19 protein-coding genes and 1 pseudogene are annotated in these 25,796 nt (G+C 55.0%); 12 read left to right on the forward strand and 8 right to left on the reverse strand.

Annotation, left to right across the window (positions count from 1 at the left end; all coding sequences use genetic code 11):
- Positions 1–123: 123 nt before the first annotated feature.
- The gene (gene acnB / locus ACTJJI_RS10235; RefSeq protein WP_014830672.1) at positions 124–2,721 is read right to left on the reverse strand and encodes a bifunctional aconitate hydratase 2/2-methylisocitrate dehydratase; all 2,598 of its coding nucleotides are present in this window, start codon (positions 2,719–2,721) and stop codon (positions 124–126) included.
- Between the two features lie 569 nt (positions 2,722–3,290).
- Here acnB and ACTJJI_RS10240 point away from each other — a divergent pair.
- The 3 genes from ACTJJI_RS10240 (at position 3,291) to ACTJJI_RS10250 (ending at position 5,959) form a co-directional block, all read left to right on the forward strand.
- A complete protein-coding gene (locus ACTJJI_RS10240; protein ID WP_050859437.1) occupies positions 3,291–3,470 on the forward strand; it encodes a hypothetical protein in 180 nt (59 codons plus the stop codon).
- Between the two features lie 142 nt (positions 3,471–3,612).
- Positions 3,613–5,157 (forward strand): DUF3300 domain-containing protein, encoded by a 1,545-nt coding sequence (locus ACTJJI_RS10245; protein WP_440653938.1) that lies wholly within the window; start codon positions 3,613–3,615, stop codon positions 5,155–5,157.
- Positions 5,158–5,167: 10 nt separating this feature from the next.
- Positions 5,168–5,959: a DUF2950 family protein gene (locus ACTJJI_RS10250; RefSeq protein ID WP_440653940.1), complete on the forward strand. Its 792-nt coding sequence runs from the start codon at positions 5,168–5,170 to the stop codon at positions 5,957–5,959.
- 53 nt (positions 5,960–6,012) lie between these two features.
- Here ACTJJI_RS10250 and lpdA read toward each other — a convergent pair whose 3' ends face one another.
- The 4 genes from lpdA to pdhR form a co-directional block, all read right to left on the reverse strand.
- Positions 6,013–7,437, reverse strand: a complete 1,425-nt coding sequence (gene lpdA, locus ACTJJI_RS10255) for a dihydrolipoyl dehydrogenase (protein WP_014830669.1) — start codon at positions 7,435–7,437, stop codon at positions 6,013–6,015.
- Positions 7,438–7,634: 197 nt separating this feature from the next.
- A complete protein-coding gene (gene aceF, locus ACTJJI_RS10260) occupies positions 7,635–9,527 on the reverse strand; it encodes a pyruvate dehydrogenase complex dihydrolipoyllysine-residue acetyltransferase (protein ID WP_014830668.1) in 1,893 nt (630 codons plus the stop codon).
- Between the two features lie 14 nt (positions 9,528–9,541).
- Positions 9,542–12,205: a pyruvate dehydrogenase (acetyl-transferring), homodimeric type gene (gene aceE, locus ACTJJI_RS10265; protein WP_047360406.1), complete on the reverse strand. Its 2,664-nt coding sequence runs from the start codon at positions 12,203–12,205 to the stop codon at positions 9,542–9,544.
- Positions 12,206–12,328: 123 nt separating this feature from the next.
- Entirely contained in the window at positions 12,329–13,093 is a 765-nt protein-coding gene (pdhR, locus tag ACTJJI_RS10270; protein ID WP_013095596.1) for a pyruvate dehydrogenase complex transcriptional repressor PdhR, read from the reverse strand.
- Positions 13,094–13,630: 537 nt separating this feature from the next.
- Here pdhR and aroP point away from each other — a divergent pair.
- The 3 genes and pseudogenes from aroP (at position 13,631) to ACTJJI_RS10285 (ending at position 17,524) form a co-directional block, all read left to right on the forward strand.
- Entirely contained in the window at positions 13,631–15,001 is a 1,371-nt protein-coding gene (gene aroP, locus ACTJJI_RS10275) for an aromatic amino acid transporter AroP (RefSeq protein WP_014830666.1), read from the forward strand.
- 166 nt (positions 15,002–15,167) lie between these two features.
- Positions 15,168–16,581 (forward strand): annotated as a pseudogene (locus ACTJJI_RS10280) (glycoside-pentoside-hexuronide (GPH):cation symporter).
- On the forward strand, positions 16,574–17,524 hold the full coding sequence (locus tag ACTJJI_RS10285; RefSeq protein ID WP_038418687.1) for a glycoside hydrolase family 43 protein: 951 nt from the start codon (positions 16,574–16,576) through the stop codon (positions 17,522–17,524). Before ACTJJI_RS10280 ends, ACTJJI_RS10285 begins: the two are co-directional and overlap by 8 nt.
- 18 nt (positions 17,525–17,542) lie before the next feature.
- Here the strand turns inward: ACTJJI_RS10285 and ampE are convergent, their stop codons facing one another.
- Together ampE and ampD are read right to left on the reverse strand one after the other, a co-directional pair.
- The gene (ampE, locus tag ACTJJI_RS10290) at positions 17,543–18,397 is read right to left on the reverse strand and encodes a beta-lactamase regulator AmpE (RefSeq protein ID WP_020688508.1); all 855 of its coding nucleotides are present in this window, start codon (positions 18,395–18,397) and stop codon (positions 17,543–17,545) included.
- A 9-nt stretch (positions 18,398–18,406) separates the two neighbouring features.
- Positions 18,407–18,958 carry a 1,6-anhydro-N-acetylmuramyl-L-alanine amidase AmpD gene (gene ampD, locus ACTJJI_RS10295; RefSeq protein ID WP_014830662.1) on the reverse strand — a complete coding sequence of 184 codons (552 nt, stop codon included), beginning with the start codon at positions 18,956–18,958 and terminating at the stop codon, positions 18,407–18,409.
- 87 nt (positions 18,959–19,045) lie between these two features.
- On the opposite strand from ampD, the gene nadC reads away from it, so the two are divergent.
- From nadC to hofC, 4 genes are all read left to right on the forward strand, one after another.
- Complete coding sequence (gene nadC / locus ACTJJI_RS10300) at positions 19,046–19,939, forward strand: carboxylating nicotinate-nucleotide diphosphorylase (RefSeq protein WP_083021516.1); 894 nt, start codon at positions 19,046–19,048, stop codon at positions 19,937–19,939.
- Between the two features lie 175 nt (positions 19,940–20,114).
- Complete coding sequence (gene ppdD / locus ACTJJI_RS10305; RefSeq protein WP_046889323.1) at positions 20,115–20,552, forward strand: prepilin peptidase-dependent pilin; 438 nt, start codon at positions 20,115–20,117, stop codon at positions 20,550–20,552.
- A gap of 12 nt (positions 20,553–20,564) precedes the next feature.
- On the forward strand, positions 20,565–21,947 hold the full coding sequence (gene gspE / locus ACTJJI_RS10310) for a type II secretion system protein GspE (protein ID WP_096927777.1): 1,383 nt from the start codon (positions 20,565–20,567) through the stop codon (positions 21,945–21,947).
- Positions 21,937–23,121, forward strand: a complete 1,185-nt coding sequence (hofC, locus tag ACTJJI_RS10315) for a protein transport protein HofC (protein ID WP_047360409.1) — start codon at positions 21,937–21,939, stop codon at positions 23,119–23,121. Before gspE ends, hofC begins: the two co-directional genes overlap by 11 nt.
- 32 nt (positions 23,122–23,153) lie before the next feature.
- On the opposite strand, the gene ACTJJI_RS10320 is transcribed toward hofC, so the two are convergent.
- Complete coding sequence (locus ACTJJI_RS10320) at positions 23,154–24,197, reverse strand: GMP reductase (RefSeq protein ID WP_046889326.1); 1,044 nt, start codon at positions 24,195–24,197, stop codon at positions 23,154–23,156.
- Positions 24,198–24,425: 228 nt separating this feature from the next.
- On the opposite strand from ACTJJI_RS10320, the gene coaE reads away from it, so the two are divergent.
- Both coaE and zapD read left to right on the forward strand, forming a co-directional pair.
- Entirely contained in the window at positions 24,426–25,046 is a 621-nt protein-coding gene (gene coaE, locus ACTJJI_RS10325; protein WP_014830656.1) for a dephospho-CoA kinase, read from the forward strand.
- Entirely contained in the window at positions 25,046–25,789 is a 744-nt protein-coding gene (zapD, locus tag ACTJJI_RS10330; protein ID WP_014830655.1) for a cell division protein ZapD, read from the forward strand. The genes coaE and zapD overlap by 1 nt, the downstream gene beginning before the upstream one ends.
- Positions 25,790–25,796: the final 7 nt, after the last annotated feature.

Below are 25,796 nucleotides of genomic sequence, written 5' to 3' on the forward strand. Positions count from 1 at the left end.
GGCGGGAGGAATGAAAATAAAAAGGTGAGAGCAAGACCCTGCGGCCTGATGCCCTCACCCCGTCCCTCTCCCACGGGAGAGGGTGCAAACACTAAAAACCGTCTCGTAGAGACGGTTTTGCTTTTATACCGCCGTCTGGAAGATCACCCCGTCAGCTTTCTCGGTGTACTGAGAGAGCTGGTCGAAGTTCAGATAGCGATAGGTATCCACCGCTGTCTTATCAACCTGAGCCACAAAGGTCTGGTACTCTTCCGGCGTTGGCAGTTTGCCAATCAGCGCCGCAACCGCCGCCAGCTCAGCAGACGCCAGGTAGACGTTAGCACCGGTACCTAAACGGTTCGGGAAGTTACGGGTAGAGGTGGAGACCACCGTCGCACCGTCTGCCACGCGCGCCTGGTTACCCATACACAGGGAACAGCCAGGAATTTCGATACGCGCACCGCTCTTACCAAACACGCTGTAATAGCCCTCTTCGGTCAGCTGTGCCGCATCCATACGGGTTGGCGGTGCCACCCACAGGCGGGTTGGCAGCTGGCCTTTGTGAGTATCCAGCAGTTTACCGGCAGCACGGAAGTGGCCGATGTTGGTCATACAGGAACCGATGAACACTTCGTCGATCTTATCGCCCTGCACGTCAGACAGCAGACGCGCATCGTCAGGATCGTTCGGTGCACAGAGAATTGGCTCTTTAATGTCTGCCAGATCGATGTCGATCACCGCCGCATATTCTGCGTCAGCATCGGCTTCCAGCAGCTGCGGATCCGCCAGCCATTTCTCCATCCCCTGAATACGACGCTCCAGCGTACGACGGTCGCCGTAGCCTTCCGCAATCATCCACTTCAGCAGGACAATGTTAGAGTTCAGATACTCAATGATCGGCTCTTTGTTCAGCTTGATGGTACAACCCGCGGCGGAACGCTCTGCAGACGCATCGGTCAGCTCGAATGCCTGCTCAACTTTGAGATCCGGCAGCCCTTCAATTTCCAGAATGCGGCCAGAGAAGATGTTTTTCTTACCTTTCTTCTCAACGGTCAGCAGGCCCTGTTTGATGGCATACAACGGGATAGCGTGAACCAGGTCGCGCAGGGTGATACCCGGCTGCATTTTACCTTTGAAGCGCACCAGTACCGATTCCGGCATATCCAGCGGCATCACGCCGGTCGCTGCGGCAAACGCCACCAGACCGGAGCCCGCCGGGAAGGAGATACCAATCGGGAAACGGGTATGGGAGTCACCGCCGGTACCGACGGTATCCGGCAGCAGCATACGGTTCAGCCAGGAGTGGATAACACCGTCGCCCGGACGCAGGGAGACGCCGCCACGGTTCATGATGAAGTCTGGCAGCGTGTGGTGCGTGGTTACGTCAACCGGCTTCGGATACGCCGCCGTGTGACAGAAGGACTGCATGACCAGGTCAGACGAGAAGCCCAGGCACGCCAGGTCTTTCAGTTCGTCACGGGTCATTGGGCCTGTGGTGTCCTGAGAACCCACGGAGGTCATCTTCGGCTCGCAGTAAGCACCCGGACGGACGCCGGCTACGCCGCACGCGCGGCCAACCATTTTCTGCGCCAGCGAGAAGCCACGATTGCTTTCTGCGACGTCTTTCGCATGACGGAACACGTCTGAGTGCGGCAGACCCAGCGCTTCACGCGCTTTAGTCGTCAGGCCACGACCAATGATCAGCGGAATACGGCCACCGGCACGCACTTCGTCGATCAGCACGTCGGTTTTCAGCTCGAAGCTCGCCAGCAGCTCGTTGGTGTCGTGGTTACGGACTTCACCTTTGTACGGGTAAACGTCAATCACGTCGCCCATGTTCAGGTTAGACACATCCACTTCGATTGGCAGTGCGCCAGCATCTTCCATGGTGTTGAAGAAGATTGGGGCAATCTTACCGCCCAGGCACAGACCGCCGCCGCGTTTGTTCGGCACATGCGGAATGTCGTCACCCATAAACCACAGGACGGAGTTGGTTGCGGATTTACGGGAAGAACCGGTACCGACAACGTCACCGACGTAAGCCAGCGGGAAGCCTTTTTTCTGCAACGCTTCGATCTGTTTGATCGGGCCGACAACGCCAGGCTGATCCGGCTCAATGCCTTCACGGGCGTTTTTCAGCATCGCCAGGGCGTGCAGCGGGATATCCGGACGAGACCATGCATCCGGTGCCGGAGAGAGGTCATCGGTGTTGGTTTCACCGGTAACTTTGAATACGGTAACGGTAATTTTTTCAGCCAGCGCAGGACGGTTCAGGAACCATTCGGCATCGGCCCAGGACTGCATCACCTGCTTCGCATAGACGTTGCCTGCTTTGGCTTTTTCTTCCACATCGTAGAAGTTATCGAACATCAGCAGCGTTGAAGAGAGCGCTTTAGCGGCAATCGGTGCCAGCGTGTCGTTATCCAGCGCGTCAATCAGCGGATGAATGTTATAACCACCCTGCATGGTGCCGAGCAGTTCAATGGCTTTTTCAGGAGTAACCAGTGGGGAGGTGGCTTCGCCTTTGGCGATAGCAGCAAGGAATCCGGCTTTTACGTAGGCAGCTTCATCTACGCCAGGCGGTACGCGGTTGATCAGCAGATCTAACAGGAATTCTTCTTCGCCCTTAGGCGGGTTCTTCAGCAGCTCGACGAGCGCGGCCATTTGGGTTGCATCTAACGGTTTGGGTACAATTCCCTCGGCGGCACGTTCTGCTACGTGCTTACGGTATTCTTCTAGCACGACGGTTCTCCTCGCTCTCATTGTCATATGCGGCGGGCGTTCTCTTCACGCTCCTGTGAGACAGCAGTTTGTAGGGTAAATGCCCGATACCGCGTCGGGCAGCATAGCAGGATTTCTGCACAGTGTTAATCCGTTTACAAAAAAGCAACATTAAAAAATTTGCTGAATCGTTAAGCATGGTGTAGAGGGCAGACGGGGGGAATTCTGGCAACAAAAAAACCGCCTGAAAGCGGTTTATTTGTTGCCTTGCGGTGGTAGCACACCGGGTTGGCAGATTTGCGGCAATCCCAACGCGATGAATTTTGCATCACAACCCGCTGGCTTGCAAGCCATCATGTCAGTTTTGCGTAGCGTCTTCCTGTTTCGAATGAAAACCCTTTTAACTTCATTTTTAGCCTTCTGAATTACTACCGAGTCGATTACTCTTCTCCACGGCCTGCTTCGCTGGTGTAGCAACCAGTCACCGGGCCCGGGAGCAGTTCCGTAACCTACGCGGCAATCCCAATTTGCCTGGTTCTGCCTTTCCCGGTGAAGAATGAACCCGCGTAGCCTGTAAAGGAACGCACGCAATGGAGATGCGAATCACTGCGCTGATCGTTGCGCTCGGTTTACTGCTTACGGCACTGCACGGTGGCTGGAACATATCCGACATCACGGTGCTGTTTGTTGTCAACCTCGGCAACTCGCTGCTGGCCGCTCGCAAGAGCGGCCTTCTGAAATCCCAGCGGCTTTTCAGCTATCACATATAATTGTGTAATAAATACTCACACTCTTTATCCGGACGTACCGGCAGTTCCCCAACAAAAGTCAAAACAGTAAAAGGCGAGTGAATAATACTCACGCCAACCGTAACGCCTCACGGCACAGCGCTTGTCTCGTTGGAGTCATTTTATGAAGTTGCCTTTTAAACCCCATCTGCTTGTTCTTCTGTGCAGTGCCGGGCTGTTTGCCGCCACAGGCGTCATGTTTGTCAAAAGTCGGGCGACAGAGCCTGTCGTCCCCGCTCCCGTCGCACAACAACCGGTAACCCCCGCAGCAGCGCAACCCGCCCCCGTCGTCGCTCCAGCCTATACGGCTGCGCAAATCGATCAGTGGGTTGCTCCCATCGCGCTCTATCCGGATGCCCTGCTGTCACAAATTTTAATGGCCTCGACATACCCGGCCAACCTCATCCAGGCGGCGCAGTGGTCCAAAGACAACCCTAAAATGGAAGGAGACGCCGCTATTCAGGCCGTTGCCAGCCAGCCCTGGGATCCCAGCGTAAAATCGCTGGTCGCGTTTCCTCAACTGATGTCGCTGATGGGTGAAAACCCGCCGTGGGTACAAAATCTGGGGGATGCGTTTCTCGCGCAACCGAAAGATGTCATGGATTCCGTCCAACGCCTGCGCGCGCTGGCACAAAAGACCGGCGCCTTACAATCAACGCCTCAGCAGACGGTCACCACCGTGACAAAACCTGCTCCGGCCAAATCAGCCACCAGCGAATCGACGACTTCCACCACGCCTGCCCCGACGGTGATCAAAATTGAATCCGCGGATCCGCAGGTCGTTTACGTCCCCACCTATAACCCCAATACCGTCTACGGTACCTGGCCAAACACTGCCTACCCGCCGACCTATCTTCCTCCTTCTCCGGGAGAGCAGTTTACGGACAGTCTGGTTAAAGGCTTAGGCTTCAGCCTGGGCGTGGCGACAACCTACGCCATCTTCAGCAACATCGACTGGGATGATGACGACGACTGGGACCACCATCATGACGATGACTGGAATCACGGCGGCTATAACCGCAACGGTGATAACAATATCAATATCAACGTTGAGAACTTCAATAAAATCAGTGGCCAACGCCTGACGGATGCCAACCGCACCTGGCAGCATAACCCGGCATATCGGGAAGGTGTGCCCTACCCCACCAGCCAGCTCAATAACCGCTTCCATTCCACTAACACGGTAACGGGGCTCAGTTCTACGCAGCAAAAACCGGTTAACCGCGACAGCCAGCGTCAGGCGGCCCTGAGCCAGATGGAGAAATCGACAGGCAAAACCTTCCCGCAAACCGCGCGTCCGGGAACCAAAGATGCACAGCGCCAGGCTTCAGGCGAACAGCTGAAGCAGATATCCCAGCGCAACAACTACCGTGGCTACGACACCAGACCGCAAACGGCAAAGCGAACCACCTCGCAGCAGCGTGAGAATCGCCATGCCGTAACCCAGCGACAGGAGAAACGGATCGCGCAGCCCGCCCAGCAACGCCATATCCCGCAGCGAACCAGCCAGCCTCGCGCAAATGCCCTGAGCGGCAACGACAGCCGCTCTGCCAACTGGCAAGCCCAGCAGCAGCGGGGAGCGCAAAGCAGACAACTGGCTGCCCGTCATCAGCAGCCGCGTCAGGCACCTGCCGGACGTGCTGAACACCGTGAATTCCGTCATCGTTAAGGGAGCCAACATGAAAACGAATCTTGTCTGTGGAATGGTGTTGTTCATGGTGTCCGCCGCTGCGATGGCACAGCAATCCTTCAGCACGCCCGCTCAGGCGACCGATGCGCTGGCGCAGGCCATCAGTGAGCAGAATGAAACGGCGATGAACAATCTGCTTGGAGAGAACTGGCGCGATTTTCTGCCGCCTGAAGGGGTCGATCCTGATGCCGTCGATCGTTTCCTGCGCGACTGGAAGGTGCGGCACAACACGGTTATCGACGGTAATACGGCGCATCTGGTTGTCGGAAATAACGACTGGCAGCTGCCCATCCCGGTTGTCAAAACCGCTGCCGGATGGCAATTCGATATCAAGGAGGGCGCCGAGGAGATCCTGACCCGCGAGATCGGGCGTAACGAGCTTGCCGCCATCGAAGCATTACATGCCTATGTGGATGCCCAGCAGAGCTATTTCGCCATGAATCAAAAATACGCGCAGAAAATTGTCAGCTCTGAAGGGAAAAAAGATGGTCTCTACTGGCCCGTTTCGCCGGGTGAAGCCCCCAGCCCGCTGGGGCCGGCCTTCAGCCCCAAAGAGCCCGGTGCAGGCTATCACGGCTATCGGTTCCGTATCCTGCCAGATGAGAAAGGCTTTGCGATGGTGGCGTGGCCCGTCAGCTATGGTCAGACCGGCGTCATGAGCTTTGTGATAAACCAGGATGACAAGGTGTACCAGGCCGATCTCGGCAATGATTCTGAGCAGAAAGCCCAGGCGTTAACTGCTTATAACCCGGATAAAACCTGGCAGCCTGTGGCTCCCTGAATCCAGCACATAAAAAAAGCGGCCAGAGGCCGCTTTTTTTTGTCTGAAGAAACTTATTTCTTCTTCGCTTTCGCGTTTGGCAGGTCAGTGATGCTACCTTCAAACACTTCTGCCGCCAGGCCCACGGACTCGTGCAGAGTTGGGTGAGCGTGGATGGTCAGCGCGATGTCTTCTGCGTCGCAACCCATTTCGATCGCCAGACCGATTTCACCCAGCAGCTCGCCGCCGTTGGTACCGACAATCGCACCACCGATAACGCGGTGGGTCTCTTTGTCGAAGATCAGTTTGGTCATACCGTCTGCGCAGTCGGAAGCGATAGCACGGCCAGAAGCAGCCCACGGGAAGGTGGCGGTTTCGTAGCTGATGCCTTTCTCTTTCGCTTCTTTCTCGGTCAGACCTACCCATGCCACTTCTGGCTCGGTGTACGCGATAGATGGGATCACTTTCGGATCGAAGTAGTGTTTCATGCCGGCGATAACTTCAGCGGCAACGTGACCTTCGTGAACACCTTTGTGCGCCAGCATTGGCTGACCAACGATATCGCCGATAGCAAAGATGTGCGGCACGTTAGTGCGCAGCTGTTTGTCAACGCGGATGAAGCCACGGTCGTCCACTTCCACGCCAGCTTTGCCCGCGTCGAGATTCTTACCGTTCGGCACACGGCCGATCGCCACCAGCACGGCGTCGTAACGCTGTGGTTCGGATGGCGCTTTTTTACCTTCCATGGAAACGTAAATACCGTCTTCTTTCGCTTCAACGGCAGTCACTTTGGTTTCCAGCATCAGGTTGAATTTCTTGCTGATACGCTTGGTGAAGACTTTAACGATGTCTTTATCCGCAGCCGGGATAACCTGGTCGAACATTTCAACCACGTCAATATCGGAACCCAGTGCATGGTACACGGTACCCATTTCCAGACCGATGATACCGCCGCCCATAACCAGCAGGCGTTTTGGAACGGTTTTCAGTTCCAGGGCATCGGTGGAATCCCACACGCGTGGATCTTCATGTGGAATGAATGGCAGTTCGATTGGACGAGAGCCCGCCGCGATGATCGCGTTGTCGAAGTTGATTACGGTTTTGCCGTTTTCGCCTTCCACTTCCAGGGTGTTCGCGCCGGTGAATTTACCCAGACCGTTAACCACTTTTACTTTACGGCCTTTCGCCATGCCAGCCAGACCACCGGTCAGCTGAGTGATAACTTTCTCTTTCCAGGTACGGATTTTGTCGATATCGGTTTTCGGCTCGCCGAAGACGATACCGTGTTCAGCCAGCGCTTTGGCTTCTTCGATAACTTTCGCGACGTGCAGCAGCGCTTTAGAAGGGATACAACCTACGTTCAGACAAACACCGCCGAGGGTGTTGTAACGTTCTACGATGACGGTTTCCAGACCTAAATCAGCGCAACGGAAGGCTGCAGAGTAACCTGCGGGACCTGCCCCAAGTACCACGACCTGAGTTTTGATTTCAGTACTCATCATGACCTCTTATTGATTTCCGGCGGTCCAGGTACTTGTCGCCCTTCATCCACCGGGACGTTCTATCCGCCCGCAGTTTACAAAATTGTTAACAATTTTGAAACAACAAACGGCTCACGAATTGTCGCTTTCGCCAATAACCTCACAAACCACATGAGATTAACAGAAAAAAGCCGGCCGACTGGCCGGCTTTTCACTTACATCACCAGGCGGCGAATGTCGCTCAGCATGTTGTTGATGATGGTGATGAAACGCGCACCATCAGCACCGTCGATCACGCGGTGGTCGAAGGACAGAGAGATTGGCATCATCAGACGCGGCACGAACTCTTTGCCATTCCACACCGGCTCCATCGCGGACTTGGACACACCGAGGATAGCCACTTCCGGCGCGTTAACAATCGGTGCGAAGTGGGTGGTACCCAGGCCGCCGATGCTGGAGATAGTGAAGCAGCCGCCCTGCATTTCGCCGGCAGTCAGCTTACCATCACGCGCTTTTTTGGAGATGGTGGTCAGTTCACGGGACAGCTCAGTGATGCTCTTCTTGTTCACGTCTTTGAAGACCGGAACAACCAGACCATTTGGCGTATCAACCGCAACACCGATGTTGATGTATTTCTTCAGCGTCAGCTTCTGACCGTCTTCGGACAGGGAGCTGTTGAAGCGTGGCATCTGCTCCAGAGCCGCAGCAACCGCTTTCATGATGAAGACCACTGGGGTGAATTTCACGTCCAGTTTACGCTTCTCAGCTTCGGCGTTCTGCTGTTTACGGAACGCTTCCAGATCGGTGATATCGGTTTTGTCGAAGTGCGTAACGTGCGGGATCATTACCCAGTTACGGCTCAGGTTAGCACCAGAGATTTTCTGGATGCGGCCCAGTTCCACTTCTTCAATTTCGCCGAACTTGCTGAAGTCCACTTTCGGCCATGGCAGCATGCCCGGGATACCGCCGCCTGCGGCTGCAGCTGGTGCAGCTTCAGCGCGTTTCACCGCGTCTTTCACATAAGCCTGAACGTCTTCGCGCAGGATACGACCTTTACGGCCAGTCCCTTTCACTTTCGCCAGGTTCACGCCGAATTCGCGCGCCAGGCGACGAATCAGCGGGGTCGCGTGGACATAAGCGTCATTTTCAGCGAACTCAGATTTGCTTTCCGCTTTTGCAGCAGGTGCCGCTGGTTTAGCAGCCTGAGTCGGTGCAGCAGCCGGTGCTGGAGCAGCCGCGGCAGCCGGAGCTGCGGCAGGCGCAGCGCCTTCCACTTCGAAGACCATGATCAGAGAACCGGTAGACACTTTGTCGCCGGTGCTGATTTTGATCTCTTTAACGGTACCCGCGAACGGCGCAGGCACTTCCATAGACGCTTTGTCGCCTTCAACGGTGATCAGTGACTGTTCAGCGGCAACTTTGTCGCCCACTTTCACCATCACTTCGGTCACTTCAACTTCGTCACCGCCGATGTCAGGAACGTTAACGTCTTTCACGCCGCCTGCTGCTGGTGCAGCCGCAGGAGCCGGAGCAGCAGCCTGAGCTGGCGCAGCGGCAGGTGCAGCACCCGCCACTTCGAAGATCATGATCAGAGAGCCGGTAGACACTTTGTCACCGGTGTTGATCTTGATCTCTTTAACGGTGCCCGCGAACGGCGCCGGCACTTCCATAGACGCTTTATCGCCTTCTACGGTGATCAGAGACTGCTCAGCCGCAACGGTATCGCCCACTTTCACCAGGATTTCAGTGACTTCAACTTCGTCACCGCCGATGTCAGGCACGTTAACTTCTTTCGCTGCCGCGGCAGCTGCTGGAGCAGCGGCGGCAGGAGCTTCTTTCTTCTCTTCCTGCGCAGGTGCAGCTGCTGCTGCACCGTCGGCGGAATCGAAAATCATGATCAGTTTGCCAGTCTCGGTTTTATCGCCAACAGAGACTTTGATCTCTTTAACGATGCCAGCCTGAGGAGACGGGACTTCCATAGAGGCTTTGTCGCCTTCTACGGTGATCAGCGACTGTTCAGCTTCAACTTTGTCGCCAACTTTGACCAGGATCTCGGTGATTTCAACTTCATCAGCCCCGATGTCCGGTACATTGATTTCGATAGCCATTATTCTTTTACCTCTTACGCCAGACGCGGGTTAACTTTTTCTGCATCGATGTTGAATTTGGTAATTGCGTCCGCAACCACTTTCTTATCGATTTCGCCACGTTTAGCCAGTTCGCCCAGTGCTGCTACAACCACGTAAGAAGCATCAACTTCGAAGTGGTGACGCAGGTTTTCGCGGCTGTCAGAACGACCGAAGCCGTCAGTACCCAGTACGCGATAATCATCAGCTGGAACGTAAGTACGAACCTGCTCAGCGAACAGTTTCATATAGTCAGTAGACGCCACCGCTGGCGCGTCGTTCATCACCTGAGCGATGTACGGAACGCGTGGGGTTTCCATTGGGTGCAGCATGTTCCAGCGCTCACAATCCTGGCCATCACGCGCCAGTTCAGTGAAGGAGGTCACGCTGTATACGTCGGAACCCACACCGTAGTCTTTCGCCAGGATCTGCGCTGCTTCACGAACGTGACGCAGAATAGAACCGGAGCCCAGCAGCTGAACTTTACCTTTGCTACCTTCGAGGGTTTCGAGTTTGTAGATACCTTTACGGATACCTTCCTCGGCACCTGCTGGCATTGCCGGCATGTGGTAGTTTTCGTTCAGGGTGGTGATGTAGTAGTAAATGTTCTCTTGCGCTTCGCCGTACATGCGATGCAGACCGTCATGCATGATGACTGCCACTTCGTACGCGTAAGACGGGTCGTAAGAGATACAGTTAGGGATAGTCAGAGACTGAATGTGGCTGTGGCCATCTTCGTGCTGCAGACCTTCACCGTTCAGGGTCGTACGACCGGAAGTACCACCAATCAGGAAGCCGCGAGCCTGCTGGTCGCCTGCCTGCCAGCACAGGTCACCGATACGCTGGAACCCGAACATGGAGTAGTAGATGTAGAACGGGATCATCGGCAGGTTGTTGGTGCTGTAGGAGGTCGCAGCAGCCAGCCAGGATGCGCCTGCGCCCAGCTCGTTGATACCTTCCTGCAGGATCTGACCTTTCTCGTCTTCTTTGTAGTAAGCAACCTGCTCACGGTCCTGCGGGGTGTACTGCTGGCCGTTCGGGCTGTAGATACCGATCTGACGGAACAGACCTTCCATACCGAAAGTACGCGCTTCGTCAGCGATGATTGGCACCAGACGATCTTTGATCGACTTGTTCTTCAGCATCACGTTCAGGGCACGAACGAAAGCGATAGTGGTGGAGATCTCTTTGTTCTGCTCTTCCAGCAGCTGAGAGAAGTCTTCCAGCGCTGGCAGTTCCAGTTTCTCGGTGAAGTTAGGCTGACGAGCTGGCAGGTAGCCTTTCAGCGCCTGACGACGTTCGTGCAGGTACTTGTGCTCTTCAGAACCTTCCGGGAAGGTGATGTAAGACAGGTTTTCTACCTGCTCATCGGTTACTGGCACGTTGAAACGGTCGCGGATATAACGCACGCCGTCCATGTTCATTTTCTTAACCTGGTGAGCGATGTTTTTACCTTCTGCGGTATCACCCATGCCGTAACCTTTGATGGTGTGGGCCAGGATTACAGTCGCTTTACCTTTGGTTTCGCGCGCTTTTTTCAGTGCAGCGTAGATTTTCTTCGGATCGTGACCACCACGGTTCAGCGCCCAGATCTGCTCATCAGTCCAGTCTGCAACCAGTGCGGCGGTTTCAGGATATTTGCCGAAGAAGTGCTCACGAACGTAGGCACCGTCTTTGGATTTGAAGGTCTGGTAGTCACCGTCAACGGTTTCGTTCATCAGCTGGATCAGTTTACCGCTGGTGTCTTTACGCAGCAGTTCGTCCCAACGGGAACCCCACATCACTTTGATAACGTTCCAGCCAGCACCAGCGAAGATGCCTTCCAGTTCGTTGATGATCTTGCCGTTACCGGTTACCGGACCATCCAGACGCTGCAGGTTACAGTTGATGATGAAGCACAGGTTATCCAGCTTCTCACGGGTAGCGATGGTGATCGCACCTTTAGACTCTGGCTCATCCATTTCGCCGTCGCCCAGGAAGGCGTAAACGGTTTGCTCAGAGGTATCTTTCAGACCACGGTGTTCCAGGTACTTCAGGAATTTCGCCTGATAGATCGCACCAATTGGGCCCAGACCCATGGATACGGTCGGGAACTGCCAGAATTCAGGCATCAGTTTAGGGTGCGGATAAGAAGACAGACCTTTACCGTGAACTTCCTGACGGAAGTTGTTCATCTGCTCTTCAGTCAGGCGACCTTCCAGGAATGCACGTGCATAGATGCCCGGAGAGATGTGGCCCTGGAAGTACACCAGATCGCCGCCGTCTTTCTCGTTGGCTGCACGGAAGAAGTGGTTGAAGCACACTTCGTAAACGGTCGCAGAGGACTGGAAGGACGCCATGTGGCCACCCAGTTCCAGATCTTTCTTGGACGCGCGCAGAACGGTCATGATGGCGTTCCAGCGGATGGCAGAACGGATACGGCGTTCCAGATCCAGATTGCCCGGGTATTCCGGTTCGTCTTCAACGGCAATCGTGTTTACGTAGTTGCTAGCCCCTGCACCTGAAGCAACCTTCACGCCGCCTTTGCGGGCTTCAGAAAGCAGCTGATCAATCAGATACTGAGCGCGCTCAACACCTTCTTCACGGATGACCGATTCGATCGCCTGTAGCCAGTCGCGAGTTTCGATCGGATCCACGTCATTTTGGAGACGTTCTGACATGGGGGTATTCCTTATCTATCTAATACGTTGATTTGTCTGGAACCTGTCCCATTGTATTTTCGTCAGAAAACACAATAAGACAGGTTCTGCGTTTAGTTGCCGCGCTCTAAAAGTACCTGGCGCTTAATCCTTTCGTTGCTGTATGCGGCGTAATGAACGTTCGCGACGCGATTGTTCTCGGCTGCGGTCCAGCAAGATTTCCTCAATGAAAGCCAGATGTCGGTGCGACGCTTCGCGCGCCTGCTCCGGTTCCCCGGCCATTATCGCCTCGAATACTCGGGTGCGATGGTTGCTTACCAGTGGGAGCATGTCCCGACGGGCATACAACAATTCAAAATTCTGACGAACGTTCTGGGCCAGCATCGGCTCCATGCAGCGTAGCAGATGGAGGAGCACCACGTTGTGTGCCGCTTCGGTGACGGCAATCTGATACTGGACGACGGCATTGGACTCGGCGTCTAAGTCGCCGGACTGCTGTGCCCGTTCAATGGCCTGATGCAGTTCGCGGATACGCACGCGATCTTCATCAGTGCTGCGAAGGGCGGCGTAATAGGCCGCGATACCTTCAAGCGCGTGACGGGTCTCAAGCAGATCAAACTGGGATTCTGGGTGGTCAGAGAGAAGTTCTACCAGCGGATCGCTGAAGCTCTGCCACAGGCTGTTTTGTACAAAGGTTCCGCCGCCCTGGCGACGAAGCAGCAAGCCCTTTGCTTCGAGGCGTTGAATTGCCTCACGCAGAGAGGGACGGGATACGTCGAACTGTTTAGCCAGCTCGCGTTCTGGCGGAAGTTTCTCACCCGGGCGCAGTGTCCCTTCGAGGATTAAAAACTCCAGCTGCTGCTCAATCACATCAGATAGTTTTGGTTGGCGAATTTTGCTGTAGGCCATATTCCCTGTCTTACGCCTTTTTGCCCGGAGTCAATTGGTCTTACCAATTTCAAGTTCGTATCGCTAAAGTAACAAAGTATTCACCTTCTGTCCATATTGGTTTTGATTGAAATCAGTAAACCCTGCACATTTTAACAACCTTACAGAAATAACGTTTCAGAAATGTAACTTTGCACAAATGAGTTGATTACTACTAAAGAGGGAGTTTTAACCATAATGAAACGAGGGTTTTTGCAATCTGAAGCGATTCAACAAAGCAAATAATGAAAATTCGCCCACTTTTGAGGCATTTCTATTCTATAGGTTGGGGTAGTAAGAATTAACGGTGCGATTTACAAATGCTTTCTTTTTATTCAACTCGTCATCAGCCCTTCATAAAGCAGGTGCATTCACAGGCGCTTACCACTATTCTTGCGCTTACGGAAGACATCTCCGCTTTTTTCGGTCTCATTAACCGTAAAGAAATAAATACAGAAAACGGATATTCATAATTACACACGCACAGCGTGAACATAACAACCACACACGAGGTTTCAAATGGAAGCTCAACAGCACGGCGATCAGCTAAAGCGCGGCCTTAAAAACCGCCATATTCAGCTCATCGCACTGGGTGGTGCTATCGGCACTGGCCTGTTTCTGGGAAGCGCATCCGTCATTCAGTCGGCCGGCCCGGGCATTATTCTGGGTTACGCTATCGCAGGTTTCATCGCGTTTCTGATCATGCGCCAGCTCGGTGAGATGGTCGTTGAAGAGCCGGTTGCAGGCTCTTTCAGCCACTTTGCCTACAAATACTGGGGCAGTTTTGCCGGTTTCGCCTCAGGCTGGAACTACTGGGTACTTTACGTTCTGGTGGCCATGGCAGAACTGACTGCCGTGGGGAAATACATTCAGTTCTGGTATCCCGAGATCCCAACCTGGGCTTCTGCGGCAGCGTTCTTCGTCATTATCAACGCCATCAACCTGACTAACGTTAAAGTGTTCGGTGAGATGGAGTTCTGGTTTGCCATTATCAAAGTGATTGCCGTGGTGGCGATGATCATCTTTGGCGGCTGGCTGCTGTTTAGCGGCAACGGCGGTCCACAGGCCACAGTGCGTAACCTCTGGGAGCAAGGGGGATTCCTGCCTCACGGGATGACCGGCCTGGTGATGATGATGGCGATTATCATGTTCTCCTTCGGGGGGCTGGAGCTGGTGGGGATCACCGCCGCTGAAGCCGACAATCCGGAGCAGAGCATCCCAAAAGCCACTAACCAGGTTATCTACCGTATCCTGATTTTCTATGTGGGTTCGCTGGCCGTTCTGCTTTCGCTTCTGCCGTGGACGCGCGTCACGGCCGACACCAGTCCGTTCGTTCTGATCTTCCACGAACTGGGCGATACCTTCGTGGCGAATGCGCTCAATATCGTCGTGCTGACGGCAGCGCTTTCCGTATATAACAGCTGCGTATACTGCAACAGCCGTATGCTGTTCGGCCTGGCGCAGCAGGGTAACGCACCAAAAGCGCTGCTGAACGTCGATAAGCGTGGCGTGCCGGTGAACACCATTATCGTGTCGGCGATCGTCACCGCGCTGTGCGTGCTGATCAACTACATGGCACCTGAATCGGCGTTTGGTCTGCTGATGGCCCTGGTGGTCTCGGCCCTGGTGATTAACTGGGCAATGATCAGCCTGGCGCACATCAAGTTCCGCCGCGCGAAACAGCAGCAGGGCGTAACCACCCGCTTCCCCGCCCTGCTCTATCCGCTGGGCAACTGGGTTTGCCTGCTGTTTATGGCGGGTGTGCTGGTGATTATGCTGATCACCCCAGGCATGGCGATTTCCGTTTACCTGATCCCGGTCTGGATTGCGATCCTCGGCGTGGGTTATCTGGTTAAACAGAAAAACGGCAAAGCCGTAAAAGCACATTAATAGCCCTTCAGCTCAGTACTCGCTTCGCGGGTGCTGAGCGTTTGTTACCTTCCTCACAAATTCACCTCGTCAGCCGCTTTATCCATATCACCGCCCTGATACTGCAACGCATATATCGATTAGCCAGCAAATAATTCTCTCCATACCGTCACCCGGAGAGCAGTCAATGGATAACAATAAACTGACAGTAAAAGAGAAGATCGGCTATGGGATGGGCGATGCAGGATGCAATATCATCTTCGGCGCCATCATGTTGTTTGTTAATTATTTTTATACCGACATTTTTGGTCTGGCACCTGCGCTGGTCGGCGTCTTGCTGCTGTCTGTGCGCGTCATTGATGCCGTTACGGACCCGATCATGGGGGCCATCGCTGACCGTACCCGCAGTAAGTATGGGCGGTTTCGTCCATGGCTATTGTGGATTGCGTTCCCTTATGCGCTGTTCAGCATCCTGATGTTCACCACCCCTGAGTGGAGCTATAACAGCAAAGTTATCTATGCCTTTGTGACCTACTTCCTGCTCTCGTTAACCTATACGGCCATCAACATTCCTTACTGCTCGCTGGGCGGCGTGATTACCAACGATCCAAAAGAGCGCGTGGCCTGCCAGTCCTATCGCTTTGTCATGGTCGGTATTGCCACGCTTTTGCTGTCGCTCACGCTCCTGCCGATGGCCGACTGGTTTGGTGGCGATAACAAAGCCAAAGGCTACCAGATGGCGATGACCGTGCTGGCGCTGATTGGCACCTGTATGTTCCTGTTCTGCTTCTCCACCGTGCGCGAGCGTGTACGTCCGGCGGTGCAGACTCATGATGAGCTGAAAAACGATCTGAAGGACGTGTGGAAAAACGACCAGTGGGTACGCATTTTGCTGCTGACCCTCTGCAACGTCTGCCCGGGCTTTATCCGCATGGCGGCCACCATGTATTACGTCACCTGGGTGATGGGCCAGAGCACCCACTTTGCCACCCTGTTTATCAGCCTGGGTGTGGTGGGCATGATGTTCGGCAGTATGCTGGCGAAAGTGCTGACCGACCGCTGGTGTAAGCTGAAAGTGTTCTTCTGGACCAACATCGTGCTTGGCGATTTTCTCCTGCGCGTTCTATTTCTTCGACCCGAAAGCCACCGTCACCATCGTGGTGCTTTACTTCCTGCTTAACATTCTTCACCAGATCCCATCTCCGCTACACTGGTCGCTAATGGCCGATGTGGACGACTATGGCGAGTGGAAAACCGGTAAACGCATCACCGGGATCAGCTTCTCGGGCAATATCTTCTTCCTCAAGCTGGGGCTGGCGATTGCCGGCGCGATGGTGGGCTTCCTGCTCTCCTGGTATGGCTACGACGCCGGCGCGAAAGCACAAAGCGCGGATGCTATTAACGGGATCGTCCTGCTGTTTACGGTGATCCCGGGCGTGGGGTATTTGATCACTGCCGGCGTAGTGCGACTGCTGAAAGTGGATCGGGAAACCATGAAACAGATCCAGCTCGACCTGGAGAAACGCCGCGCCAATTACCGCGAACTGAACGCCTGGCAGGAAACGAGAGTCGAAACAAAAGAAGGAACGCCGCATGCATAACTGGCCTAACCCGTTTATAGAACAACGCGCCGACCCGTACATTCTGCGTCATGAAGGGCAATATTATTTTATCGCCTCCGTGCCGCAATACGACAGGCTGGCGATCCGCCGGGCAGCGTCGCTGGAAGGTTTGCGCAGTGCCGACGAGGTGGTCGTATGGCGCAAACCGGAGACCGGCCCAATGAGCCAGCTTATCTGGGCGCCGGAACTGCATCATATCGACGGTAAGTGGTACATCTATTTTGCCGCCGCGCACACCCAGGCGCTGGATGGTCTGGGCATGTTCCAGCACCGCATGTTTGTGCTGGAGTGTGCCGACCGCGACCCGCTAACCGGCACGTGGACTGAAAAAGGCCAGGTAAAAACGCCATTCGACACCTTTGCGCTGGACGCGACCACGTTCGTGCATCAGGGAAAACGCTGGTATCTGTGGGCGCAAAAAGCCCCGGATATCTCCGGCAACTCCAATCTCTATTTATGTGAAATGGAGAACCCGTGGACGCTGAAAGGCGAGCCGGTGATGCTCAGTAAACCGGAATATGACTGGGAGTGCCGCGGCTTCTGGGTCAACGAAGGCCCGGCGGTGCTGTTCCACGGCGACAAGTTGTTTATCAGCTATTCCGCCAGCGCGACCGACGAGAACTACTGCATGGGGCTGCTGTGGACAGAGATCAATGCCGATCCGCAAAACCCAGCGAACTGGCACAAGGCCTCGCGCCCGGTCTTCGTCACCAGCTACGAAAACCGCCAGTATGGGCCAGGCCATAACAGCTTTACACAAACGCCGGAAGGAGAAGATGTGCTGGTGTATCACGCGCGAAATTACACCGAAATTGAAGGCGATCCGCTTTATGACCCCAATCGTCATACCCGCCTGAAGCTCGTCCGCTGGCACGAAAACGGGATGCCTGATTTTGGCATCCCGCCTGCCGATACGCCGTAACCGCTACGGCACGCGGGTTCAGACCAGCGTGCCGTAAATGGTCAGCAACGCCACGATAACGACCACCACAAACGACGTTTTCTTCGCCATCGAGACCGCCGCTTTCGGCGTTTCTATCTTGTCGGTATGCGGCTCACGCGCCAGAGAGAACTGCGCCAGGCGTGTCAGCACCTGGTACTGCGAGGTATGACGGTCGCCAAGCGACGCGAACCACGCCGGGAGCGCTTTTTCGCCGTGGCCAATAAGCGCGTAGACCACACCCACCAGACGAACCGGAAGCCAGTCGAGCACGTGCAGGATCGCATCAATGCCGGAGAGCAAACGTTCATGCGGGGTGAGATAGCGGGCAAGCCAGGTCTGCCAGGCGCGCAGGAACGCATATCCCATCAGCAGTACCGGCCCCCACGGGCCCCCCACCACAAACCAGAACAGCGGCGCCAGGTAGTAGCGGAAGTTAATCCACAGCAGCGCGTTTTGCAGTTCACGCAGGAACTCGCGTTCATCGCAATCCGGCGGCACGCCGTGGATCATCGTCAGCTCGCTGGCCATGGCGCTACGTGCATGCGCATCATCACGGGAAGCGGCTTTCAGATAAGCGTGATAGTGCATACGCACCTTGCCTGCGCCAATACACAGCACGCCGAGCAGGATCCACACCACCAGTAGCGGCACGTTGAAAAAGAGGCCGTATAACGAGCGCAGCAGCAAGAACGTAATCACCATCACGCCCGCGGTCATCAGCAGCGTACGCAGCATGGAAAAATGGTTAATCCGGCGGAAAAGCACCTCCAGCCGGTGATCCAGATGCCAGTGCTCACCGAGTTTGAACAAGCGTTCAGCGATGATGACCAGTAGCATGGTAAACAACGTCATGTTATCTCCTTATTCTGACGACGCGGTAAGCATGGCGCGAAACCGGGGCCAGTCAAATGCAGGGCCAGGATCGGTTTTTCTCGCCGGGGCGATATCACAGTGTCCTGTCATGTTCTCTGCAATCTCAGGGTAAAGCCCGATCAGCGTTTGGGTGACATCCACCAACCGTTGGTACTGTGCATCGGTATAAGGGGTGGTGTCAGTGCCTTCCAGTTCAATCCCAATGGAAAAATCATTGCAACGCTCGCGCCCCTGATACATCGAGACACCCGCATGCCAGGCGCGCTTATCAAAAGGAACATACTGAACCACTTCGCCATCGCGACGGATCAGGCAGTGCGCCGATACGCGCAGATGCGCAATCTCAGCAAAGAAAGGATGGGCATCGGGATCTATCGTTCCCGTGAATAACGCATCGATCCACGGACCGCCAAACTCACCCGGCGGGAGACTAATGTTATGAACCACCAGCAGTGTGGGCTTTTCATCCTCCGGGCGGCCATCGTGGTGCGGCGAGGGTACACGCCGCGCATCCACCAGCCATCCGTCTTCTAACAACATGCTGGAACTCCTTATGTATGGTGCTGTTACTCGGTTCAGAGTAGCATGTTTCAATATTATGATTCGTTACCAATTTGGAGTTTTATCATGCCGCCTCGCCGCTACAACCCCGACCACCGACGTGAAGCGCTTCTGGAACGTATTAATATGGATATTCCGGCAAGCGTTGCCCATGCTTTGAAAGAAGATCTGGGCGGTGACGTCAGCGCGGACAACGATATTACCGCACAATTATTGCCGAAAGAGACGCGCTCACACGCCGTGATCATCACCCGTGAAGATGGCGTGTTTTGCGGCAAGCGCTGGGTTGAAGAGGTCTTTACTCAACTGGCTGGCGATGAAGTGCAAATCACCTGGCATGTTGAAGACGGTGACGCGATTACCGCAAACCAGCCGCTGTTTGAGCTTGAAGGCCCGTCACGCGTGTTGCTGACTGGCGAACGTACCGCGCTTAACTTTGTGCAGACCCTTTCAGGGGTGGCAAGCGAAGTGCGTCGTTACGTTGACCTGCTGGCCGGTACCCGCACGCAGCTTCTGGACACCCGTAAAACGCTGCCGGGTCTGCGCACGGCATTAAAGTACGCGGTGCTTTGTGGCGGGGGAGCCAACCACCGTCTGGGGTTGTCCGACGCCTTCCTGATTAAAGAGAACCACATTATTGCCTCTGGCTCCGTGCGTCAGGCGGTGGAGAAAGCCTTCTGGCTGCACCCGGATGTGCCGGTTGAAGTGGAAGTTGAAAACCTCGAAGAGCTGGAGCAGGCCATCAAGGCCGGTGCCGATATCATCATGCTCGATAACTTTGAAACAGCGCAGATGCGTGAGGCGGTGAAGCTCACCAACGGGCAGGCACAGCTGGAGGTGTCCGGCAACGTGACGTTCGAGACCATCCGCGAATTCGCCGAGACTGGCGTGGATTACATCTCCGTCGGCGCGCTGACCAAACACGTACACGCCCTCGACCTCTCCATGCGCTTCAAATAACGTCTATTCCCCTCTCACCCGGAGAGGGGAAATTTCAGCCTCACTCGCAAATTCACTGCTCTTCTTTGCAAGCCTGCGAGAAATCCCTGAAAGCCGCTTCACGTTCCTTTTTTTGTCCCTCGTCTGCTTTTTTTGCCTCTGTCAGAGTTGTGCCACTTAACTCTGAGGAGCAGATATGGACAGACAACAAGGCTTTACGCTCATTGAGCTGATGGTCGTGATCGGCATTATTGCCATTTTGAGCGCCATCGGCATTCCCGCCTACCAGAACTACCTGCGAAAAGCGGCCCTGACCGACATGCTGCAAACGTTCGTGCCCTATCGTACGGCCATTGAGCTTTGTGCGCTGGAACATGGCGGCGTAACGAGCTGTGACGGCGGCAGTAACGGTATCCCTTCCCCCACGACAACACGGTATGTCTCTGGAATGAGCGTGACGCAGGGCGTCGTGTCGTTAACCGGGCAGGAGAGCCTTAACGGACTTGAGGTGGTGGTGACGCCGCAATGGAGCAGTGGCAACGGTATGACGGGCTGGAACCGTAGCTGCAATATCAGTAACGACGGCGCGCTCAAACAAGCCTGTGAAGACGTTTTCCGCTTCGACAGTCACTGACAGGAGTGAATAATGAATTCAGATCAACTCATCGCCCTGTGCCAGCGCCACCATGCCCTGCTGCTCGCCAGCGACACCGACATGATCAGCATCGCCGTCGTGGGAAATCCCGGTGCTGAACTGATGGAAGCGCTGCGTTTCGCCACGCAAAAACGTATTGATATTGAATGCTGGACAGCGGAGCGCATGGAAAAACACCGGCAGTTAACCGCGCAATCACACCTCCCGGTTGTTTTAACGCCGCACAACACGGTGGATATTCTCAACCACACCCTGCAGCAGGCGATAAACCAGCGCGCATCTGACATTCATATCGAACCGATGGGGGATATCTGTCAGGTCCGCTTGCGTGTTGACGGTGTGCTTTGCCCGCTGCCCCCGCTTTCTGCAGCGGTGGCAAATACCCTCACCGCGCGCTTAAAAGTGCTGGGCCAACTGGATATTGCGGAGCGCCGTTTACCGCAGGATGGTCAATTTACAATTGAACTGGCAAGCGAGCCGGTCTCTTTTCGCATCGCCACGCTTCCCTGCAGCGGCGGAGAGAAAATTGTGCTGCGCCTGCTGCATCAGGTTCATCAGGCGCTGGAACCCGAAAAACTGGGAATGAGCCCAGAACAACTGGCCCGCTTTAATGAGATCCTCCGTCAACCGCAGGGGCTGATTTTAGTCACAGGCCCCACCGGTAGCGGAAAAACGGTGACGCTCTATAGCGCCTTGCAGGCGCGTAATACCCCTGACGTCAACATCTGCAGCGTGGAAGATCCTATTGAGATCCCGCTGGCGGGGCTGAACCAAACGCAGATCAATCCCCGTGCGGGGTTAACCTTTCAGAGCGTCCTGCGGGCGCTTCTGCGCCAGGATCCGGACATCATTATGGTAGGCGAGATCCGCGATGGTGAAACGGCAGAAATTGCCATTAACGCCGCGCAGACCGGGCATCTGGTGCTGTCGACGCTGCACACCAACTCCACGACGGAAACCGTCATTCGCCTGCAGCAGATGGGGGTCGCACGCTGGATGATCTCCTCTGCACTTTCGCTGGTGATTGCCCAGCGGCTGGTGCGTCGTCTGTGCCCTCACTGTCGGCAGGAAGCCAACAGCCGCGCAGAATTACCGCGCACCGTATGGCCCCGACCGCTTCCTCGCTGGCAACCTGGCGGCTGCGATCGCTGCTATCACGGCTTTTATGGCCGCGTCGCCATTTTTGAAGTCCTCGCTATCGACACCACGCTCCGACAGGCCATCGCCAGTGGTGCCTCGATAGATGTCATCAAAGCCAGCGCCCGTCAGGCGGGAATGACATCGTTATTTGAGCAGGGTTGTCTGGCCGTTGAGCAAGGGCTGACCACGCTCGAAGAGTTGCTGCGCGTGCTGGGAATGCCTAATGAGTGTTAATCATCTCTGGCGCTGGCGGGCGCTGTCCAGTGAAGGCGAATCTCTGTGTGGGGTACTGTGGGCGCCAGATCGCGAAACGGCCTTCGTCAGGCTGATGCGTAAAGAGTTACACCCACTTTCGCTCACCCGATGCTCGCTGACGCACCGCTGGCGACCCCATCATTGCTATGAGATGTTTCGCCAGCTTGCCACGCTGTTGCAGGCTGGCCTGACGTTATCGCAAAGTCTGCAAATGCTGGCCGATCAGCATCCTGTCAAACACTGGCAGGCGCTGCTGGAAAACATGAATGATGATCTGAGCGAGGGATGCGCCTTTTCAGAGGCGCTGAAGCGATGGCCTGCGGTATTTAGCCCGCTGTATGTCTCGATGGTAAAAACAGGCGAGCTAACGGGGAAACTGGAAACGTGCTGCCGCCAGCTCGCTCAGCAGCAACAATCCCAGCAGCAACTTGCAGCGAAAGTGAAGAAGGCATTGCGCTATCCGATGATCATCCTGACACTGGCCGCAGTCGTTGTACTGGCCATGGTTACCCTGGTCTTGCCGGAATTCGCGGCTATCTACAAGACATTTAACACGCCCCTGCCAGGGCTGACACAGATGGTTATGGGCCTGTCGGCATTTATGCAGACATACGCCCTTGCCCTGTTCGTGCTGTTGCTTATTCCTGCGGTTGCTGCCTACACGCTACGACAGGATCCGCGCTGGCAGCGCATCCTGATGCATATTCCCGTGACGGGAAGGCTGGCGAGAGGGCAAAAACTGGGGCAGATCTTTACCGTACTGTCACTCACGCAGCAGGCAGGCATCCCCTTTTTACAGGGATTACAGAGCGCGGAAGAGACCGTTGATAGCCGCTACTGGCAAGACATACTGCGCAGCGTTCGTGAGGACATTGAAAAAGGCATTACCGTCTGGTCGTCATTTCAGAAAGCGGCGGTCTTTACACCGCTATGCATTCAACTCATCCGAACCGGAGAGGTCTCAGGGGCACTCGACATTATGCTGGAAAACCTTGCCCGCCATCATACGGAGCAAACTTTTCAGCTGGCAGATAATCTGGCTGCCCTTCTGGAGCCGGCGCTACTGATTGTAACGGGGGTGATTATCGGTACGCTGGTTGTGGCGATGTATCTGCCCATTTTCCATCTTGGGGATGCAATGAGCGCGGGATAACGCTGGCGTACGGACATACGCCAGCGGAAACATTACAGGCTATTGAATACGCGGTTTTCCTGTTCCTGAACGCGGATAAACGTCGTTCGTTTTGTCAGCTCTTTCAGACGGGATGCCCCAACGTAGGTGCATGCGGAACGCAGGCCACCCAGGATGTCACGAGCCGTGTTTTCAACCGGGCCACGCAGGGGCAGCTTCACGGTTTTGCCTTCGGCGGCACGGTATTTTGCCACGCCGCCCACGTGACGGGTCATTGCCGATTCAGAGCTCATGCCGTAGAACAGCATGAACTTCTCGCCGTTCTCTTCAACCACGGTACCACCGCTCTCTTCATGGCCCGCCAGCATACCGCCGAGCATCACGAAGTCCGCGCCGCCGCCAAAGGCTTTCGCGACATCACCCGGCATGGTGCAACCGCCGTCGCTGATGATCTGGCCGCCCAGACCGTGCGCGGCATCAGCACACTCAATAACCGCAGAAAGTTGAGGATAACCCACACCGGTCTTCACACGCGTGGTACACACGGAACCCGGGCCAATGCCCACTTTTACGATGTCTGCACCGGAAAGGATCAGCTCTTCACACATTTCACCGGTCACCACGTTGCCCGCAATGATGGTTTTGGTGGGCCAGGCCTCACGCGCCTTGCTGACAAATTGCACGAAGTGCTCGGAGTAACCATTTGCCACATCAATACAGACAAAATTGAGCGCCGGGTTAGCGTTGAGAATCTGTTTGGTCTTCTCGAAATCGGCATCGGAGGTACCGGTGGAAACCATGACATGCTTCACCACATCATCGGATGCAGAGGCGATAAAGGCATTCCACTCTTCCGGGGTGTAGTGCTTATGCACAGCGGTGAGGATATCGAATTTCGCCAGCGCGGTTGCCATCTCGAAGGTTCCCACCGTATCCATATTGGCTGCGATAATCGGCACGCCAGACCAGGTCTGACCGGAATGTTTAAAGGTGAATTGACGTTCGAGTTCAACGTCTGAGCGACTTTTCAGTGTAGAGCGTTTAGGGCGGATAAGAACGTCTTTGAAACCTAACTTCAGATCTTCTTCGATACGCATGTGCGGATTCCTGGGGTTAGAGGCAAATATGTTAAAAGCACAACTCCAGTGACGTTATCATACGCACTAATACCTGCTCCGCAAGACTGCGAAATTCTCTTTTTTTACGCTACAATCCTATAAATTTACCTGGTAAAAAGCCGGTAAAGAGAGCCAAACAGTGGCTGGCGCACGTTTGAATTTTAACCAACTGATTTTAATAATGAATAATTCCCAGGATTTGATTTAATGGGGTATATCGTCGCATTAACCGGCGGCATCGGTAGCGGGAAAAGTACCGTTGCGGACGCATTTTCTCGTCTGGGTATCACCATAATCGATGCCGATATTATTGCCCGTCAGGTGGTAGAGCCAGATACACCCGCACTAAACGCCATTAAGGCACATTTTGGTCAGGCAATTATCAATGCGGATGGCACGCTAAACCGTCGTAAGCTTCGCGAATGCATTTTTTCTGATTCTTCAGAAAAGGCCTGGCTTAATGCTCTGCTCCACCCCATTATCCACCAGGAAACCCAGCGTCAGATTGCCGCAGCCCGCTCACCGTATGTTCTGTGGGTGGTTCCGCTGCTGGTAGAGAATCAACTGCACAATAAAGCGGACCGGGTACTGGTCATTGATGTCTCACCCGAAACGCAAATCCAGCGCACCGTGGCGCGCGACCATGTCTCGCGCGAACAGGCTGAACAAATTCTTGCCGCTCAGGCCACGCGCGCTCAGCGCCTTGCCGTTGCGGATGATGTTATTGATAATAACGGCGCACCAGATGCCATTGCATCGGATGTTGCCCGCCTGCACGCGCAGTATCTGACGTATGCCGCGCAGGCCGTTGCACAGGAAAAACCATAATGTCGACCCACATCCTTTTTGAGCATCCGCTCAACGAAAAAATGCGTACCTGGCTGCGTATCGAATTTCTGATTCAACAACTCTCACAACATTTGCCCATCAACGATCACGCGGCGGCGCTGCACTTCTTCCGCAATGTGGGCGACCTTCTGGATGTGATTGAGCGGGGCGACGTCCGCACAGAGCTCCTGAAAGAGCTGGAGCGCCAGCAGCGTAAATTACAGGCCTGGGCCGAAGTCCCGGGCGTTGACCAGAGCCGCATTGATTCACTCCGTCAGCAGCTTAAAAACAGCAGCAGTACGCTGATGGCCGCTCCCCGCGTCGGGCAGTTTTTGCGCGAAGACCGCTTAATCGGGCTGGTGCGCCAGCGCCTGAGTATCCCGGGCGGCTGCTGCAGCTTTGACCTGCCGACACTACATATGTGGTTGCATATGCCGCAGGTCCAGCGTGATGCACAGGTGAAAAGCTGGCTGGACAGCCTGGAGCCGATGCATCAGACGTTATCCCTGATCCTCGATCTCATCCGTAACTCGGCGCCATTCCGCAAGCAAACCAGCCTGAACGGTTTCTATCAGGACAACGGTGATGATGCGGATCTGCTGCGTCTGAACCTCTCTCTGGGTGAACAGCTTTACCCGCAAATCTCCGGGCATAAGAGTCGTTTTGCGATTCGTTTTATGCCGCTGGATAGTGAAAATGGCACCGTGCCGGAACGCCTCGATTTTGAACTGGCCTGTTGTTAAGGAGTGC

The sequence above is a fragment of the Enterobacter sp. 22466 genome, assembly GCF_052044775.1.
GTDB classification, from domain to species: Bacteria; Pseudomonadota; Gammaproteobacteria; order Enterobacterales; family Enterobacteriaceae; genus Enterobacter; species Enterobacter dissolvens.